This is a genomic window from Paraburkholderia phymatum (genome assembly GCF_038900715.1).
In the GTDB taxonomy this organism is placed as follows: Bacteria; Pseudomonadota; Gammaproteobacteria; order Burkholderiales; family Burkholderiaceae; genus Paraburkholderia; species Paraburkholderia phymatum_A.
The window spans coordinates 39421-55955 of the sequence record NZ_JAYMRZ010000001.1 but is presented as its reverse complement, the minus strand read 5'-3'; the positions used below and the strand labels follow the sequence as shown (position 1 = coordinate 55955).

Annotated in this window: 11 protein-coding genes; 4 read left to right on the top strand and 7 right to left on the bottom strand. The window is 64.8% G+C overall.

What is annotated here, in order from left to right:
- Nucleotides 1-32 precede the first annotated feature (32 nt).
- On the bottom strand, nucleotides 33-2399 hold the full coding sequence (locus tag VSR68_RS00215; protein WP_342937894.1) for an LPS-assembly protein LptD: 2367 nt from the start codon (nucleotides 2397-2399) through the stop codon (nucleotides 33-35).
- Between the two features lie 226 nt (nucleotides 2400-2625).
- Here VSR68_RS00215 and VSR68_RS00210 point away from each other — a divergent pair, with 226 nt between their 5' ends.
- Nucleotides 2626-3720 carry an aminoglycoside phosphotransferase family protein gene (locus VSR68_RS00210; protein WP_342937893.1) on the top strand — a complete coding sequence of 365 codons (1095 nt, stop codon included), beginning with the start codon at nucleotides 2626-2628 and terminating at the stop codon, nucleotides 3718-3720.
- Between the two features lie 28 nt (nucleotides 3721-3748).
- The gene (gene murU / locus VSR68_RS00205) at nucleotides 3749-4447 is read left to right on the top strand and encodes an N-acetylmuramate alpha-1-phosphate uridylyltransferase MurU (protein ID WP_342938414.1); all 699 of its coding nucleotides are present in this window, start codon (nucleotides 3749-3751) and stop codon (nucleotides 4445-4447) included.
- 28 nt (nucleotides 4448-4475) lie between these two features.
- Here murU and VSR68_RS00200 read toward each other — a convergent pair whose 3' ends face one another.
- Entirely contained in the window at nucleotides 4476-6365 is a 1890-nt protein-coding gene (locus VSR68_RS00200) for an ABC transporter ATP-binding protein/permease (RefSeq protein WP_342937892.1), read from the bottom strand.
- A gap of 275 nt (nucleotides 6366-6640) precedes the next feature.
- Between VSR68_RS00200 and VSR68_RS00195 the strand changes: the two genes are divergently transcribed.
- Nucleotides 6641-7036, top strand: coding sequence for an acyl-CoA thioesterase (locus VSR68_RS00195; protein ID WP_342932447.1), 396 nt, complete (start codon nucleotides 6641-6643; stop codon nucleotides 7034-7036).
- Between the two features lie 62 nt (nucleotides 7037-7098).
- On the opposite strand, the gene VSR68_RS00190 is transcribed toward VSR68_RS00195, so the two are convergent.
- Both VSR68_RS00190 and VSR68_RS00185 read right to left on the bottom strand, forming a co-directional pair.
- Nucleotides 7099-10233, bottom strand: a complete 3135-nt coding sequence (locus VSR68_RS00190; protein ID WP_342937891.1) for a sensor domain-containing protein — start codon at nucleotides 10231-10233, stop codon at nucleotides 7099-7101.
- Nucleotides 10234-10412: 179 nt separating this feature from the next.
- Nucleotides 10413-10889 carry a nitrate reductase associated protein gene (locus tag VSR68_RS00185; RefSeq protein ID WP_342937890.1) on the bottom strand — a complete coding sequence of 159 codons (477 nt, stop codon included), beginning with the start codon at nucleotides 10887-10889 and terminating at the stop codon, nucleotides 10413-10415.
- A gap of 139 nt (nucleotides 10890-11028) precedes the next feature.
- Between VSR68_RS00185 and fdhD the strand changes: the two genes are divergently transcribed.
- Nucleotides 11029-11859, top strand: coding sequence for a formate dehydrogenase accessory sulfurtransferase FdhD (gene fdhD, locus VSR68_RS00180; RefSeq protein WP_342932444.1), 831 nt, complete (start codon nucleotides 11029-11031; stop codon nucleotides 11857-11859).
- A gap of 27 nt (nucleotides 11860-11886) precedes the next feature.
- On the opposite strand, the gene VSR68_RS00175 is transcribed toward fdhD, so the two are convergent.
- The 3 genes from VSR68_RS00175 to VSR68_RS00165 form a co-directional block, all read right to left on the bottom strand.
- Nucleotides 11887-12651, bottom strand: coding sequence for an enoyl-CoA hydratase (locus tag VSR68_RS00175; protein WP_342937889.1), 765 nt, complete (start codon nucleotides 12649-12651; stop codon nucleotides 11887-11889).
- Nucleotides 12652-12763: 112 nt separating this feature from the next.
- Complete coding sequence (locus VSR68_RS00170; protein ID WP_342937888.1) at nucleotides 12764-13963, bottom strand: acetyl-CoA C-acyltransferase; 1200 nt, start codon at nucleotides 13961-13963, stop codon at nucleotides 12764-12766.
- 10 nt (nucleotides 13964-13973) lie between these two features.
- Nucleotides 13974-16418, bottom strand: coding sequence for a 3-hydroxyacyl-CoA dehydrogenase/enoyl-CoA hydratase family protein (locus tag VSR68_RS00165; protein ID WP_342937887.1), 2445 nt, complete (start codon nucleotides 16416-16418; stop codon nucleotides 13974-13976).
- Between the last annotated feature and the right edge of the window lie 117 nt (nucleotides 16419-16535).

The window sequence follows — 16535 nt, the reverse complement described above, 5'->3', positions numbered from 1 at the left end:
CGTCATTCGCGCCCCGATCAATCCCGACCCGGTTACTCGTAGTTGTTGAACTGCGATTCGGGCGGCGGCGGAGGCGGCAGCGGCGTATAGCCCGCCACGCTCGCGCGGAACGCGGACATCAGCCCGTTGTCGACGCTCGACAGTCCCTTGAACGTCAACTGCGCAAGCACCCGCGTGCCCGACGACTGGCCGCCCGTCGAGTTGATCCCGTTTGCGTAGCGCTGGAAGCCGACGCCGAGCGTCCAGCAATCCGCGTCGTATTGCACGCCGAGCAGCGCGTCGACGGCGCGGTGTCCCTTCAGGTCGTAATTGATCCGCCCGACGCCGTAGAAGCGGTGCGTCAGCGGCCATTGGCCCGAGATCAGCAGCTGGTTGATCGGCTGGTTGTCCAGCGTCGTGTTGGCGCGCGTGTAGCGGTATCCGACGTTGATGACTTTGCCGGACTCCGGGCTGAACCCGAAGCCGACGCTGGTTTTGACCAGCTGGTTGTTGTCCGCATTATATTGGAACGCCGTTTCCGAGGCGAAACCAGCCCCGAGCTTCAGCGACGCGCCGAGAATCAGGTCCGAATGCGTCGCCTGCTCGGTCGTCTGCGTCTGGTTCAGCGTCACGCGCTGATCGCGGAAATAGTACTGCTGCGCGATCACGAAACGCGCGCGTTCGTCGCCTGTGGCCGGGTTCAGGAAACGCGTGGTCAGCGCGGCCGTCAGGCGGTTCGCATCCGCGATGCGGTCGTTACCGACGAACGTGTTCGGCGTAAAGATTTCCGCGAGGCCGAAGTCCGATTCAGCCGTATCGAACAGCGGCGCGAAGCTCTGGTTGCGAAACGGCGTGTACACGTAGTACAGACGCGGCTCCAGCGTCTGGATATAGTCCTCGCCGAAGATACGCACCGAGCGGTCGAAGATCAGGCCGGTATCGAACGAGAACGTCGGCACCGACTCCGTGAAGTTCTTCGGCTGACCGGCGGGCGCGCCCGTGCCGATGTTGCTCAGGTCGTACGACGCGAAGTGCCACTGCACCTTCGGCGTGACGAAGTAGCCCGGGCCGACGACGGAATACGACAGATACGGATTGAAGACGACGCGATCGCCTTCCGTCGAGTCGGCCGTCGTGATCCGGAAGCGCGTGTAGTCCGCTTCCGCGCCGAAGTCGAAGCCGCCGACGTTGTACTTCGTGTACTTCACGTTCAACTGCGGCTCGCGGCCGTATGGCGCGACGGACGGCGGCAGCGTCTGCCAGTGCTGCTCGCGCGCGAGCACGGACCACGGACCGTTGTTATACGTGAGGCCCGCTTCCTGCTGATACAGCAGCTGCGTGCCGTTCAGGAACTGGTTCGTCGTCGACGACAGGTCTTCCGGATACGTGTTGTCCGAGACCTTGTTGTAGTAGATGTACCCGCCGAAGCCCGAACCGAAGTTCTGGTTGTGCTGGATGTACAGCGCGTAGCGGTTCGTCTTCGTGATCTTGTCGTCGGGCAGGAACTCGCCCGTGATCGACCCGCTATAAGTGGGCGACAGATAGCGGAAATTCGCTTGCGTCTGCACGCCGCGCTTCGACAGGATGCGCGGTGTCAGCGTCAGATCGCGATTCGGCGCGATGTTGAAGTAATACGGCAGCGACAGCTCGAAGCCGTTGGTCGAACTGAGCGACGCCGTCGGCGGCAGCAGACCGCTGCGCCGCGCGCCCGACAGCGGGAACGACAACCAGGGGCTCGCGAACACAGGCACGCCCTGGAAGAACAGCACGCCGTTGTGCGCGACGCCGTCGTCGGCGCCCGAATCAAAATCGAATTCGCTGCCCTTGATGTACCACGCGGGATCGTCCGTGCACTGGCACGCCGTGTACGTGCCGCGCGTGAACACCGAGCGCTCGTTGTCCAGCAGATCGACGCGTTCCGCGCTGCCCGAGCCGCCCGTCGCGTTGAAGTGGTACTTCGGCGAAGTGATGAAGCCTTCGCTCGACTCCACCTTCATGTGCGCTTCCGGCCCCGTAAACACGCTGCCGTTGCCCGACAGATGGACATTGCCGTAAGCGTCGGCCATGTCCGTATCCTGATCGTAATGAAGCGCGTCCGCCTTGAGCGCCGAATAGCCGCGCCGAACTTCGGCCGAGCCTTTCGCGGCGATGTCCTGATCGGCCGTGCCCGTCGTCGAGTCGCCGAGCACGAAGGTCGCGGGGCTCTGGCCGTTGGGCGTCGGGTGTTCTTCGAGTTGTGGAGCAAGCCGCAGGCCCCACGGCGCGTCTATCGGCTGCGCCTGCGCCGCCTCTCCCGCCAGCTGCGCGTGCGAGAGCGCGGGCAGCAGGCCCGGCACGGCGACCAGCGCCGCTGCGAGCCGCCTTCTGCGCGGCAGGCCGTCAGAGGAGGGAGTGGTTGGGAAAAGCTTGTTAGGCGGCATGTATCGTTTGGCGTATCGGCTCTGCGGTCAGTTCATCCACCCGGTTCATCGATCACAAGCTGCCGCCTGTGCAGTCGGGCTTCGAATGCACAACTATTGACGATTCATGCAGCGTTAAGGCGGGCGATCCGGGAGATGCGCAAGAACTGACGCGAGTCGCGTCAAAAAAGTCGTGGGGTATTATATGGCAAGACGTTGCCCACCCCGATTTTGTCACCAGCATTTCATGACGCTTCCCCCTGCTTCTTCCGCTTTTTCTGCCGCCTCCGCAGCTCCGCGCGCGGATCATCGCCTCGATCTTCTGAGCGCCTGGCTGCGCACCCACGCCGACCGCTACGGGCTCGACCTCGCGACACTCTCGCCCGCTTCCGCCGATGCCAGCTTTCGCCGCTATTTCCGCCTCGCGGGCAGCGGCGCTGACGTGGGCGCGAACGATGCGGCCCGCGCAACGGTGATCGCCGTCGATGCGCCGCCGCCCGAGAAATGCCGCGAATTCGTCCAGATCGCGGGTCTGCTCGCCGACGCGGGCGTGCATGTGCCGCGTGTCCTCGAAGTCGATTTCGATGCGGGCTTCATGCTCGTGACGGATCTCGGCACGCGGTCGTACCTGGGCGCGCTCAACGAAGGCAGCCCCGGCGACGCGAAAAAACTGATGCGCGAGGCGCTCGACGCGCTGATCCGCTGGCAGCTCTCTTCGCGCGAAGACGTGCTGCCGCCATTCGACGAAGCATTCCTGCGCCGCGAGATGGAGTTGATGCCCGAGTGGTTCATCGGCCGGCACCTGGGGCGCGAAGTCGACGACAACACGCGCAGCGTGCTCGACCGCACCTTCGCGCTGCTGATCGCGAGTGCGCGCGCGCAGCCGCAGGTCTTCATGCTGCGCGATTTCATGCCGCGCAACCTGATGATCGCGAGCCCGAACCCGGGCGTGCTCGACTTTCAGGACGCGGTGTACGGGCCGATCAGCTATGACGTCGCGTCGCTGCTGCGCGATGCGTTCATCAGCTGGGACGAAGAGTTCGAGCTGGATTGCTTCGCGTACTACTGGGAGCGCGCGAAGAAGGCGGGCCTGCCCGTCGATGCCGATTTCGGCGAGTTCTATCGCCAAATCGAATGGATGGGTCTGCAACGGCATATCAAGGTGCTCGGCCTGTTCTGCCGGATCAACTATCGCGACAGCAAGCCGCATTACATGGCCGACCTGCCGCGCTTCATCGGCTATGCGCGCAAGGTCGCGGAACGCTACCGGCCGCTCGCGCCGTTCGCGAAGCTGCTCGACGATCTCGAAGGCCGCGCCGTCGACGTCGGCTACACCTTCTGACGCACGGGTGAACAACTTGAACAAAGCGATGATCTTCGCCGCCGGACGCGGCGAACGGATGCGCCCACTGACGGACGCCTGCCCGAAGCCGCTGTTGAAGGTCGGCGGCAAGGCGCTGATCGAGTGGCAGATCGAGCGGCTCGCGCGCGCCGGCTTCACGACCGTCGTGATCAATCATGCGTGGCTCGGCGCGCAGATCGAAGCGGCGCTCGGCGATGGCTCGCGGTATGGCCTGTCGCTGCGCTATTCCGCCGAACACGAAGCGCTCGAAACGGCGGGCGGCATTGCGCAGGCGCTGCCGCTGCTCGAAGACGCGGGCAAGCCGGAGGTGTTCGTGGCCGTCAGCGGCGACGTGTACGCGGACTTCGATTACGCGGCGCTGCGTGTGCATGCGGCGCGGCTTGCCGAAGCGGCTGATCCGGGCATGCATCTGGTGATGGTGCCCAACCCCGCGTTTCATCCGGAAGGCGATTTCGCGCTGGGCAGCGACGGTGTGCTGTCACTGGAAGGCGCGCCGCGCTACACGTTCGGCAACATCGGGCTCTACGACACGCGGATGTTTCGCGATCTCGCGCCGGGCACGCGTCGCGCGCTCACGCCGTATTATCGCGAGGCGATTGCGCACAAGCGCGCGAGCGGCGAGCTTTATGAAGGGCTGTGGGAGAACGTCGGGACGCCGGCGCAGCTCGATGCGCTCGACCGGCAACTGGTGGGGCAGAACGTGTGAGCGTTCGAAAGAGCAGGCAAGCGGCGCTTTAGCGCCCCTCCCCATTCCCCTGCTCTTCGACTGCTTCTTCTGCATGCGCCGCGCGCTCCTGCTGCAACGCCCACATCTGCGCGAAAAGCCCGCCCATCAGAATCAATTCCGCGAAAGTGCCGCGCTCGACGATGCGCCCCTTGTCCATCACGATGATCTGCTGCGCGTGCACGACCGTCGACAGCCGGTGCGCGATGATGAGCGTCGTGCGTTCGCGCGCGATCTGATCGAGTTCGTGCTGGATCGCGCGCTCCGAGCGCGAGTCGAGCGCGGACGTCGCTTCGTCGAAGAGCAGAATGGGCGGATTCTTCAACACCGTGCGCGCGATCGCGACGCGCTGCTTCTCGCCGCCCGACAGCTTCAATCCGCGTTCGCCGACGGGCGTTTCATAGCCCTTCGGCAGGCTCTCGATGAACTCATGTATGTGCGCCGCGCGCGCCGCCGCAATCACTTCGTCGCGTGTCGCCGTTGGACGGCCATACGCGATGTTGTAGTAGATCGTGTCGTTGAAGAGCACGGTGTCCTGCGGCACGATGCCGATCGACGCCCGCAACGAATCCTGCGTCACGTCGCGAATATCCTGTCCGTCGATGCGTATCGCGCCGCCCGTCGCGCGGTCCAGATCGTAGAAGCGGAACAGCAGGCGAGCGAGCGTCGACTTGCCCGAGCCGCTATGCCCGACCACAGCCGTCGTCGTGCCCGCCGGAATCGTGAAGCTCACGTCGTGCAGAATGGGCCGCGACGGTTCATACGCGAAGTTCACGTGCTCGAAGCCGACCTGCGCGCCGCGCACGGCGAGCGGCGGCGCATCGGGCGCGTCGGGCACTTCGCGCGACGCGCCGAGCAGCGTGAACATGCGGTCCATGTCGGTGAGACTCTGCTTCAACTCGCGATACACGACGCCGAGAAAATTCAGCGGAATGTAGAGCTGCAGCATGAACGTGTTGATCAGCACGAGATCGCCGAGCGTGAGGCGCCCCGCCATCACGCCTTGCGTCGCGCGCCACAGGATGAACACGAGCCCGGTGCCGATGATCGCCTGCTGGCCGAAGTTCAACGCCGACAGCGAGTTCTGCGACTTGATCGCCGCCGCGCGATAGCGCTTCAGGTTTTCATCGTAGCGCTTCGCTTCCCACTCTTCGTTGTTGAAGTACTTGACCGTCTCGTAGTTCAACAGCGAATCGATCGCGCGCGAGTTCGCCTTCGAATCGAGTTCGTTCATCGTGCGGCGAAAATGCGTGCGCCACTCAGTCACCTTGACGGTGTACGTGATGTACGCGGCCAGCGCGACGAACGTGACGAGCGCGTAATACGCCTCGTACTTGACGACGAAAAAGCCCAGCACGAGGCCGACTTCGACGAGCGTCGGCAGAATGCTGTACAGCGAGTACGAAATGAGTTGTGTGATGCCGCGCGTGCCGCGTTCGATATCGCGCGACATGCCGCCCGTCTGCCGCTCCAGATGAAAACGCAGCGACAGCGAATGCAGATGCCGGAACACTTTCAGCGCAAGCTGGCGCACCGCGCTTTCCGTCACCTTCGAGAAGAGAATCTCGCGCAGCTCGGTGAAGAGCGACGTCGACAGCCGCACGACGGCATACGCGACCACCAGCAGCCCGACGCCGCCGAGCAGCACGACGCCCGGCGCATTCGTCGCGCGCCCGAGCGCCGTCAGATGCTGCACCGACGCGAGACTGTCGACGATGCGCTTCATCACGATGGGAACGCCGAGGTTCGCGACCTTCGCGCCGATCAGGCAACTGAGCGCCAGCACGACGCGCCACTTGTACGTCGCGAGGTACGGCAGCAGCGAGACGATCGTTTGCCAGTCGTTGCGCGGCTGGTTCGAGATCGGCGGCGGTTCGGACGAAGCGGAATAGCGACGCATGATTGTTTTGTGGGGGAGCCTGCACGCGTTGACGCGTGACTGATGTGAAATGTGACGGGCGACGCGCCTGGAACGGCCCGAAGCGCCCTGGAGCCTGACACGCCCCAACATGCGCTTTCCCGTACAATTCCTGATTCGACAATATTGTCGCAGAAGCCGGCTGGCGCCGCTTTCGCAGCGTTGACCCAGCGTCGTCGTTTGCCGTCCCCGTCGTGCCGTTGTCGTGAGATCCGCCGCTGCCGCTGTCGGCTCAACTGATTTTTATGGATACCCCGATGACCGAGACTCTCCAACTTCCGCAGAAACCGTGCGCGCTACGCGTCGTTCCACAACCGTCGGATGCGAACGTCCACGGCGATGTGTTCGGCGGCTGGATCATGGCGCAAGTCGATATTGCCGGCTCGATTCCCGCGAGCCGCCGCGCGAACGGCCGCGTCGCGACAATCGCGGTCAATTCGTTCGTGTTCAAGCAGCCGGTGTTCGTCGGCGATCTGCTGACTTTTTACGCGGATATCGTGAAGACGGGCAACACGTCGGTCACGGTCGACGTCGAGGTCTACGCGCAGCGCATGAGCCTCGCGGAAGAAGTGGTGAAGGTCACGGAAGCGACCCTCACGTATGTCGCGACGGACAGCGACCGCCGTCCGCGCGCGCTGCCTCAGCTGGACTGAGGTCCGAACATCGGAACGCCGCCTTGCGCGGCGCCGCACGCGCTCACGCGTGAGGCTCGCGATCAGGCGTCCGCGGCGGCTACGTCCTCGTTTTCCGCGGCATTGTCCGCGCTTCGCTGCAGCATGCCGGGTATCGCGTCGTGCGGCAGCGGCTTCGCAAAGAAGTAGCCCTGCATCTCGTCGCACGCGCGCTCCTTGAGGAAGTCGAGCTGCGTCGACGTCTCCACCCCTTCCGCGATCACCTGCAGATTCAGCGAGTGCGCCAGCGCGATGATCGCCGACGTGATCGTTTCATCGTCCGACGATTCGCCGATATCCGACACGAACGATCTGTCGATCTTCAAGCGGTCCACCGGGAAGCGCTTCAGATAGCTCAGGCTCGAATAGCCGGTGCCGAAGTCGTCGATGGCGAGGCCGATGCCGAGCGCGTGCAGTTCGGTGAGCATCGTCACGGCTTCTTCGGCGTTGCGCATGATGGTGCTCTCGGTCAGTTCGAGCTCCAGATACTGCGGCTCCAGACCCGTCTCCGCGAGCACCTGCGTCACGAGCTTCGCAATGTCGCGCTGCTGGAACTGCCGCGCCGACAGATTCACCGACACGCGCGCCGGCGGCAGGCCTTTGTCCTGCCACGCCTTGTTCTGCCGGCACGCTTCGCGCAGCACCCATTCGGACAGCGGCCCGATCAGCCCGCTTTCCTCGGCGACGGGGATGAACTGCGACGGCGGAATCAGACCCACTTCCGGATCGCGCCAGCGCACGAGCGCTTCCATGCCGACCACCTGGCCCGTTTCGATATCGACCTGCGGCTGATAGTGCAGCAGGAATTCGTTGTCGCGCAGCGCGCGGCGCAGACGCCGCTCCATGTTGAGCCGCGCGCCCGCCGACACGTTCATCTCCGGCTGATAGAACTGGAACGTGTTGCGGCCCATGTCCTTCGCGCGATACATCGCGAGATCGGCCTTCTTCATCAGCGTTTCGACATCTTCGCCGTCTTGCGGGTAAAGGCTCGCGCCCATGCTGCAGCCGACATACAGCTCCGTGCCGTCGAGCCACACGGGCTCCGAAATCGACGCGCGCACGCGCTCCATCCACGCGATCAGCGACTGCTCGTCGACGGTATCCGTCATCACGATCACGAACTCGTCGCCGCCGTGACGCGCCACCGTATCGCTCGCCCGCGCGCAACGCGCGAGACGGTCCGCGACCACCGACAGCAGACGGTCGCCGACGCTGTGCCCCAGGCTGTCGTTGACGTTCTTGAAGCCGTCGAGATCGATGAACACGACGGCCACGCCCTTGTGATGCCGCTCCGCGACGATCAGCGCATGTTGCAGGCGGTCGCGCAGCAGATTGCGGTTCGGCAGGCGCGTGAGGCTGTCGTAGTTCGCCTGGTATTCGAGCTGCTCCTGATAGCGGATCAGCGCCGTCACGTCGTTGATGACGGCGATATGGTGCGTGGTCTGTCCGTCGGCATCGGGCACGGGCGCGATATACAGCTGATTCCAGAACAGCGCGCCGTCCTTGCGGTAGTTGCGCAGCACCGCGCTCACTTCGCGGTTCGCCCCGAGCGCCTGACGGATCGCGGCGATGCCGTCCTGATCGCGGTCGTCGCGCTGCAACAGGCGGCAGTCCTGGCCGATCACTTCCTGCGGATCGTAGCCCGTGATGCGCTTGAACGCCGGGTTCACGTATTCGATCAGATTGCCTTCGTTCGAAGGCGCGGTGATCAGGATCGCGTTGACGCTCGCATCGAGCGCCCGGCTTTGCAGACGCAGCGCGAGATCGGCGCGCTTGCGCTCCGTGATGTCCGTGTACGAGCCGAGCACGCCGATCACGCGGCCATCGCCGTCGGTGAACGGCAGCTTGCTCGTCATCGTCGTGCGATGCACGCCGTCGATCACGACGTCGACTTCGAAGTTCATCTTCGGCACGCCCGAGTTCATCACCTCGAGATCGTGGCGATGCAGCCGGTCGGCGAATGCGCGCCACGGCATGTCCTCGTCGAGCTTGCCGATCACCTGCTCCGGGTATGCGAGCCCCGCATCGCGCGCGAACGCCATGTTGCAGCCGAGATAGCGCAAGTCCTTGCCCTTCCAGAAGATGCGCTGCGGGATGTTGTCGATCACCGTTTCGAGCATCTGGTTCGAACGCTGCGCTTCGGCTTCCGCGTTGATCTGTTCGGTGACGTCGTCGGCGAGCACGAAGAGCGCGGGGCGGCCCACGAACGTCATCGCGTGATACGAGATGTCGGCGCTGATCAGCGAGCCGTCCTTGCGGCGGTGATGCCAGATGCCCGCCATCGTGCGCGGGCCGCCCGGCGTCGCGTCGCTGCGCTGAAGATGCGAATCGAGCCGCGCGACCTCGGAGCCCGGGCGGATGTCGCGGATCGTCATCGACAGGAAGTCGCTCTCCGAGTAGCCGTACTGCTGGACGGCCGCCACGTTGACGGCGAGAAAGCGCAGCGTTTCGCGGTCGAAGATGTACATCGGCACGGGATGCTCTTCGAACAGCCCGCGAAAACGCTCGTCGTTGCGATGCAGCGCCTTCGCGATGCGCAGCTTCTCCCGCGCGACGTTTTCGCGCGCGCCGAACGTGTAGATCAGGAGCCCGCTGCCCGCGAGCATCGTGAGGATGAGGACGAGCGTCGCGTACTGCGTGTCGCGCATCGATTCGTCGAGCGCCGCCTTCAGCGCGCGGTCCTCCTCGTCGCGCAGCCGGCCGATGCGCGCGTCGATCTGGTCGGATTCCATGCCGAGGCGCGTGTAGGCTTGCGCCGCCCAGGCGCGCGTGTCGTCCTCTCCGGGCGCCATCGTCCCGTCGAGCGCGAGCGCGATGTCCTGCTGGAGACGGCTGCCGTCGGCCGTGAGCCGGCCGAACTCGGCGGCGATAGCCGGCTCGCTCGCCAACTGGCCGCGCAGCGTCTTTTCGAGCTTCGCCAGCGTCGCGGACATCGCCGATCCCGCATTCGCGGACGCAGGCACGCCCGCCGCCTCGTAGCGGCCGAGCACGGACAGGCCGTGCTCGAGCGTCGCGCGATACGCTTCGAGATTCTCGCGAATGGCCGTCGAGCGGACCGTTCGCTCATCGGCGTCGCGCTGTCCGCGAATCTGCGTATACGCGACAAAAGCGTTCGCGCCGACAGCCGCGGCGACGACCGCCAGGTTGATCAGCAGCCGCTTCGATAGGAAAGAGATCATAGGTTCCGAACGTCGTTCGATCCTGCAGGCGATGCCCGCGAGGGAGCCGTTCACAGGCGGCGCGCGGGCGCCCCGGACGAGAGACAGTCGCCGGGCGCGGCGCTCTTACGCGCCATCTTTGGATAACGGCAGCGTTCGGATGAGATTGAGTGTGAAAACGAAAAATTCTTTCGCCGGGATCAGCCGGCGAGGCCGAATTCCTTCATCGCGGGCAGGAAATCGTGGTTGCTCGCGTTCTTGCGCGACAGTTTGGCGAGCACATAACGCTTGAACGGATCGAGCCGTGCCCAGTCGTCGACGCCCGGCGGGCTCAGGTTCGCGAGATTCGCCTGATGCAGCACGGTCTCGGGCACGGCCGCCCTATCGCGCCACGCCGGGTTATCCTCGGGCGTGAACCACTCGGGCTCGACGTTCGCATGCGTGCGCATCATTTCGAAGAGCGCGTGATCGAAGTTCGGCTCGATCGCCGTGTCTTCGTCGACGGGGAAACGCGCGAGCAGCGTGCGGTCTTCGTGCGGCAGCACCTGCCATTGTTCGAGCGAAATCCGCAGCCCGAAACGGTCGAGATTGAAGCGAACGACCATCGGGATAAATTTCAAATTCTCCGAAGATTCGATCTCGAAGTTGAACAGCAGCGGCGCATCATTGAGTCCCATAGCAGATTCCTCTTGTTCGGCGGCCAACGCGCTAAGCCGGTCTGAGGTATTTTAGAACCTTATTCGCGGCGCGGCGGCCCTGCCGTCGACTGCCGCCAACGCACAGCAACCCTTTGCAAGGCACGAGAGGAGCAGGCAGGTGAACGAACTGGAAACGGGCGAACAGCCGGGCGTCATCGAGCAATCGGTGCGCCGGCACCGCGGCGGAGCGGTCGAAACCGTCGAAACGGTCGCCGATCATGTCGGCCAGGAGTGGCCCGTCGCGCTCGTCTTCAACGGCATCTCGCATGCGGTGATGATGTGCACGCCGCGCGATCTGGAGGAGTTCGCGGTCGGGTTTGCGATTTCGGAGGGGATCGTCGAGCGCGGCGCGCACATTCAGGACATCGAGGTCGAGTTCCGCGACGGCAAATTGCCCCACGCGGAGGTGCAGCTGACCGTCGTGCAGCAGGCGTTCGTCGCGCTGAAGGAGAAGCGCCGCGCGCTGTCGGGCAGAACGGGCTGCGGCGTGTGCGGGATCGAAAGCATCGATCTGCTCGACCTGACGCCCGAACGCATACCCGACACCGGCTTTCTGCAACGGCTCGCGCCCGATGCGATCGCCCGTGCCGCAAAAGAACTGCCCGCGCATCAGGCGCTCACGAAGATGACGGGCGGCCTGCACGCGGCCGCGTGGTGCGACGCGACGGGCGCGATCCGCTATGCGTTCGAGGACGTCGGCCGCCACAACGCGCTCGACAAGCTGATCGGCCGGCTCGTGCTGGACCGCGTCGATACGACAGACGGCTTCGTATTCCTGTCGAGCCGCGCGAGCTACGAACTGGTGCGCAAGGCCGCGCGCGTCGACATTCCGATGGTCGCGACCATTTCGGCGCCGTCGTCGCTCGCGATCACGATTGCGCGCGAAGCGGGCGTGCGGCTCGTGAGCTTCTGCCGCGAGTCGAGTTACGTCGATTACGACACCGTCTGACGACGGCTCGCGCTCACGCGTCCACGCTCAGCCGAACTGCCGGAAGTCCGGCTTGCGCTTCTCGAAGAACGCGCTGAACGCTTCCTTCGCCTCGGGCGCGAGCAGCATCTTCGCGAAGTGCACGGCCTCGTCGGTCATCTGCGTGCGCAGTTCGTGCTGGGCGGCGCGCTTCATCAACTGCTTGGTCACGCGCAGCGACGATGCGGGCAGCGCGGCCAGTTTCTGCGCCTGCTTCATCGCGAACGCATCCACTTCGGCGGCCGGCAGCAGACGGTTCACGAAGCCCATGCGCTGCGCTTCCTTCGCGTCGAACGCTTCGCCGAGCATCAGCTTTTCGGCGGCCGCCTGATAGCCGGCGACGCGCTGCAACAGCAGCGACGACGCCGCTTCCGGGCAGAGGCCCAGTTGCGCGAACGGCAGCGAGAACATCGCGGTGTCGGCCGCGTAGACGAAATCGCAATGCAGCAGCAGCGTCGTGCCCACGCCGATAGCCGCGCCCGCCACCGACGCCACGAGCGGCTTTTCCGCCTCCGAGATCGCACGCAGGAACTGGAACACGGACGCGTCCTCGCGGACGGGCGGCTTGTTCAGGAAATCTTCGAGATCGTTGCCCGCGCTGAAAATGCCCACGCTGCCGCGAATCAGGATCGCGCGCACCGAGGCGTCGTCTTGCGCCTGAACCAGCGCATCGGCCATCGTCTGATACATGGCGGCCGTGATCGCGTTCTTCTTGTCGGGACGGTTGAAGGCTATCGTCAGCACGTCGGCTGTGCGTTCGACCAGAATGTCCATCTTGTGACTCCTCGACGTTCGTCGATGTGTTCCGCGTTGCATGTGCCGGGCGGACCGCCCGCATCAATGCGGCAAAAAAGCGGCCCGCAAGCGATAAAGAACTACAGGGAAACTACAGCCGCTCGATGATCCCCGCCGCGCCCATGCCCGTCCCGACGCACATCGTCACCATCCCGTACTTCAGATTGCGCCGGCGCAGCCCGTGCACGACGGTTGCTGCACGAATCGCACCCGTCGCGCCGAGCGGATGGCCGAGCGCGATCGCGCCGCCGAGCGGATTGATCTTCGACGGATCGAGGCCCAGGTCGTTGATCACCGCGAGCGATTGCGCGGCAAACGCCTCGTTCAGCTCGATCCAGTCGATATCGTCCTGCTTCAGACCCGCGGCCTTCAGCGCGGCGGGAATCGCTTCCTTCGGACCGATGCCCATGATCTCCGGCGGCACGCCGCGCACGGCGAAGCTGACGAAGCGCGCGAGCGGCGTCAGGTTGAATTGCTTCAGGATCTTTTCCGACACGACGATCAGCGCGCCCGCGCCGTCCGACGTCTGCGAGCTGTTGCCCGCCGTCACCGTGCCCTTGTTCGCGAACACGGTGCGCAGCTTCGCGAGACCTTCGATCGACGTATCGGCGCGCGGGCCTTCGTCGAGCTTCACTTCGCGCGTCTTCACGTTGACTTCGCCCGTCGCCAGATCGGGGAAGCGCTCGGTTAGCGTGTACGGCGCGATCTCGTCGTTGAACTCGCCCGACTGCTGCGCGGCGATCGCCTTGCGGTGCGATTCGACCGAGAACTGGTCCTGCTGCTCGCGGCTCACCTTCCAGCGCTCCGCGACCTTCTCCGCCGTGAGGCCCATCCCGTAGGCGATGCCGACGTCCTCATTGCGGTCGAAGATATGCGGCGACAGCGATGGCTTGTTGCCCATCATCGGCACCATGCTCATCGATTCGCAGCCACCCGCGATCATCACGTCCGATTCGCCGACGCGAATGCGGTCCGCCGCCATCGCGAGCGCCGTCACGCCCGATGCGCAGAAGCGGTTCACCGTCACGCCGCCGACCGTGCTCGGCAGACCCGCCAGCAACGCGCCCATCCGCGCGACGTTGAGCCCCTGCTCCGCTTCGGGAATCGCGCAGCCGACGATCGCATCTTCGATCAGCGACGTATCGAGGCCGGGCACCTGCGCGACGGCCGATCGGATCGCGTGCACCAGCAGTTCGTCGGGGCGCGTGTTCCTGAACATTCCGCGCGGCGCCTTGCCGATCGGCGTGCGGCTCGCGGCGACGATATAGGCGTCCTGCAATTGCTTTGTCATTTGAAGCTCCTCAGTTGCGCACCGGCTTGCCCGTTTGCAGCATGCCCATGATCCGTTCCTGCGTCTTTTGCGTGCCGAGCAGTTCGACGAACGCGCGACGCTCGAGCGCCAGCAGCCATTCTTCGTCGACGAGACTGCCCGCTTCGACATCGCCGCCGCACACCGCTTCCGCGATGCGGCTCGCGATCAGGTAGTCGTGGTCGCTGATAAAGCGGCCGTCACGCATGTTGACGAGCGACGCCTTGATCGTCGAAATCGCCGAGCGGCCGGCGACGGGCACCTGCGTCACGCGCAGCGGCGGACGATAGCCCGCTGCGGCCAGCGCGCGCGCTTCCTTCCTGGCGGTGTCGAGCAGCTCGAAGACGTTGAAGACGATCGTGTCCGAGGGCTTCAGATAACCCATCGCGCGGGCGTCGAGCGCGGAGCCCGAGACCTTCGCCATCGCCGCGTTTTCGAACGGCTTTTGCAGAAACTTGAGCAGATCGTTGGTCGCGCCCACTTGCGTCGCCGCTTCGGCGGCGCGCAACGCCGCTTCCTTCAGGCCGCCGCCCGCCGGCACCAGACCGACGCCCACTTCGACGAGACCGATATAGCTCTCGATATGAGCGACGCGCTTCGCGCTATGCAGCACCAGTTCGCAACCGCCGCCGAGCGCGATGCCCGACACGGCCGCGACCACCGGCACGTTCGCGTACTTCACGCGCAGCATGCCCTGCTGGAACTTCTTCACGAACGGCTCGATGCCCTTCGCGCCGCCCATCATGAACGCGGGCATCGCTTCTTCGAGGTTCGCGCCCGCCGAGAACGGACCGCCCGGCGCGCCGAGCTTCAGCGACGTCGGCTGCCAGATCACGACGGCCTTGTAGTCCTGCTCGGCGACGTCGATGGCCTGCACGAGGCCGTCGATCACCGACGGCCCGATCGTGTTCATCTTGCTCTTGAACGACACGATCAACACGTCGCCTTCACCCGCGCGATCGTCGACCCACGCGCGCACAGCATCCGTTTCGAACACGGTCTTGCCGTAGGTCTTCGGATCGGCGCCCCCTTCGTTCGATTCACCCGCGAGCGGCGCGCGGAACACCTGCTTGTCGTACACGGACAGCGACGAGCGCGGCACGAAGCGCTGTTCAGCCGGAGACCACGAGCCTTCGTTCGTATGCACGCCGCCCTTTTCGCCGACGGGGCCTTCGAGCACCCACGCGGGCAGCGGCGCATTCGACAGCGCCTTGCCCGCCGCGATGTCTTCCTGCACCCACTCGGCGACCTGCTTCCAGCCCGCCGTCTGCCAGCCCTCGAACGGGCCTTCGTTCCAGCCGAAGCCCCAGCGGATCGCGAGATCGACGTCGCGCGCGTTGTCGGCGATCGATTCCAGATGCACGCCGATGTAGTGGAACACGTCGCGGAAGATCGCCCACAGGAATTGCGCCTGGGAATGCTGCGTTTCGCGCAAGAGCTTCAGGCGCTCGGCGGGCGGGCGCTTGAGAATGCGGCCGACCAGCTCGTCGGCCTTCGCGCCGCCATCGACATAGCTGCCCGTCTTCGCGTCGAGCACCTTGATCGCCTTGCCTTCCTTCCGGTAGAAGCCCGCGCCCGTCTTCTGGCCAAGCGCGCCCTGCTTCACCAGTCCCGCGAGCACGGCGGGCGTTTCGTAGACGGGGAAGAACGGATCGTCTGCGAGGTTGTCCTGCATCGTCTTGATGACGTGCGCCATCGTGTCGAGACCGACGACATCCGCCGTGCGGAACGTCGCCGACTTCGCGCGGCCGAGGCGGCTGCCCGTCAGATCGTCGACTTCGTCGAAGCGCAGGCCGAACTTCGCGGCTTCTGCGATCACCGCGAGGATCGAGAAAACGCCGACGCGGTTCGCGATGAAGTTCGGCGTGTCCTTCGCGCGCACGACGCCCTTGCCGACGACGCTCGTCAGGAACGTTTCGAGTTGATCGAGGATGTCCGGGCGCGTCGCCGTGGTCGGGATCAGCTCGACCAGATGCATGTAGCGCGGCGGATTGAAGAAGTGCACGCCGCAGAAGCGCGCCTTCAGTTCGTCGGAGAAGCCCTTCGACAATTCCGTGATCGACAGGCCCGACGTGTTCGTCGCGAAGATCGCATTCGCGCCGACGTGCGGCGAGACTTTCTTGTAGAGATCGTGCTTCCAGTCCATGCGCTCGGCGATCGCTTCGATCACCACGTCGCATTCGGCGAGCTTGTCGATGTCGTCATCGTAGTTCGCGGGCTGGATATATTGCGCGTCGTCCTTCACGCCGAACGGCGCCGGCGACAGCTTCTTCAGGTTCTCGATCGCCTTCAATGCGATGCCGTTCTTCGGGCCTTCCTTTGCAGGCAGATCGAACAGCAGCACGGGCACTCTGGCGTTGATCAGGTGCGCAGCGATCTGCGCGCCCATCACGCCGGCGCCGAGCACGGCGACCTTGCGAATGATGAGATTGCTCACGTCGTTCCTCCGAGGGAGTTATGCAGTGTCGCGAGTTGCCGCGTGAAGACGCACGTAGCCTCCTTGACGCGACGTATGTGAGAGAGAGGAGCAGCGGCGCATGGCGTGACGATCGAT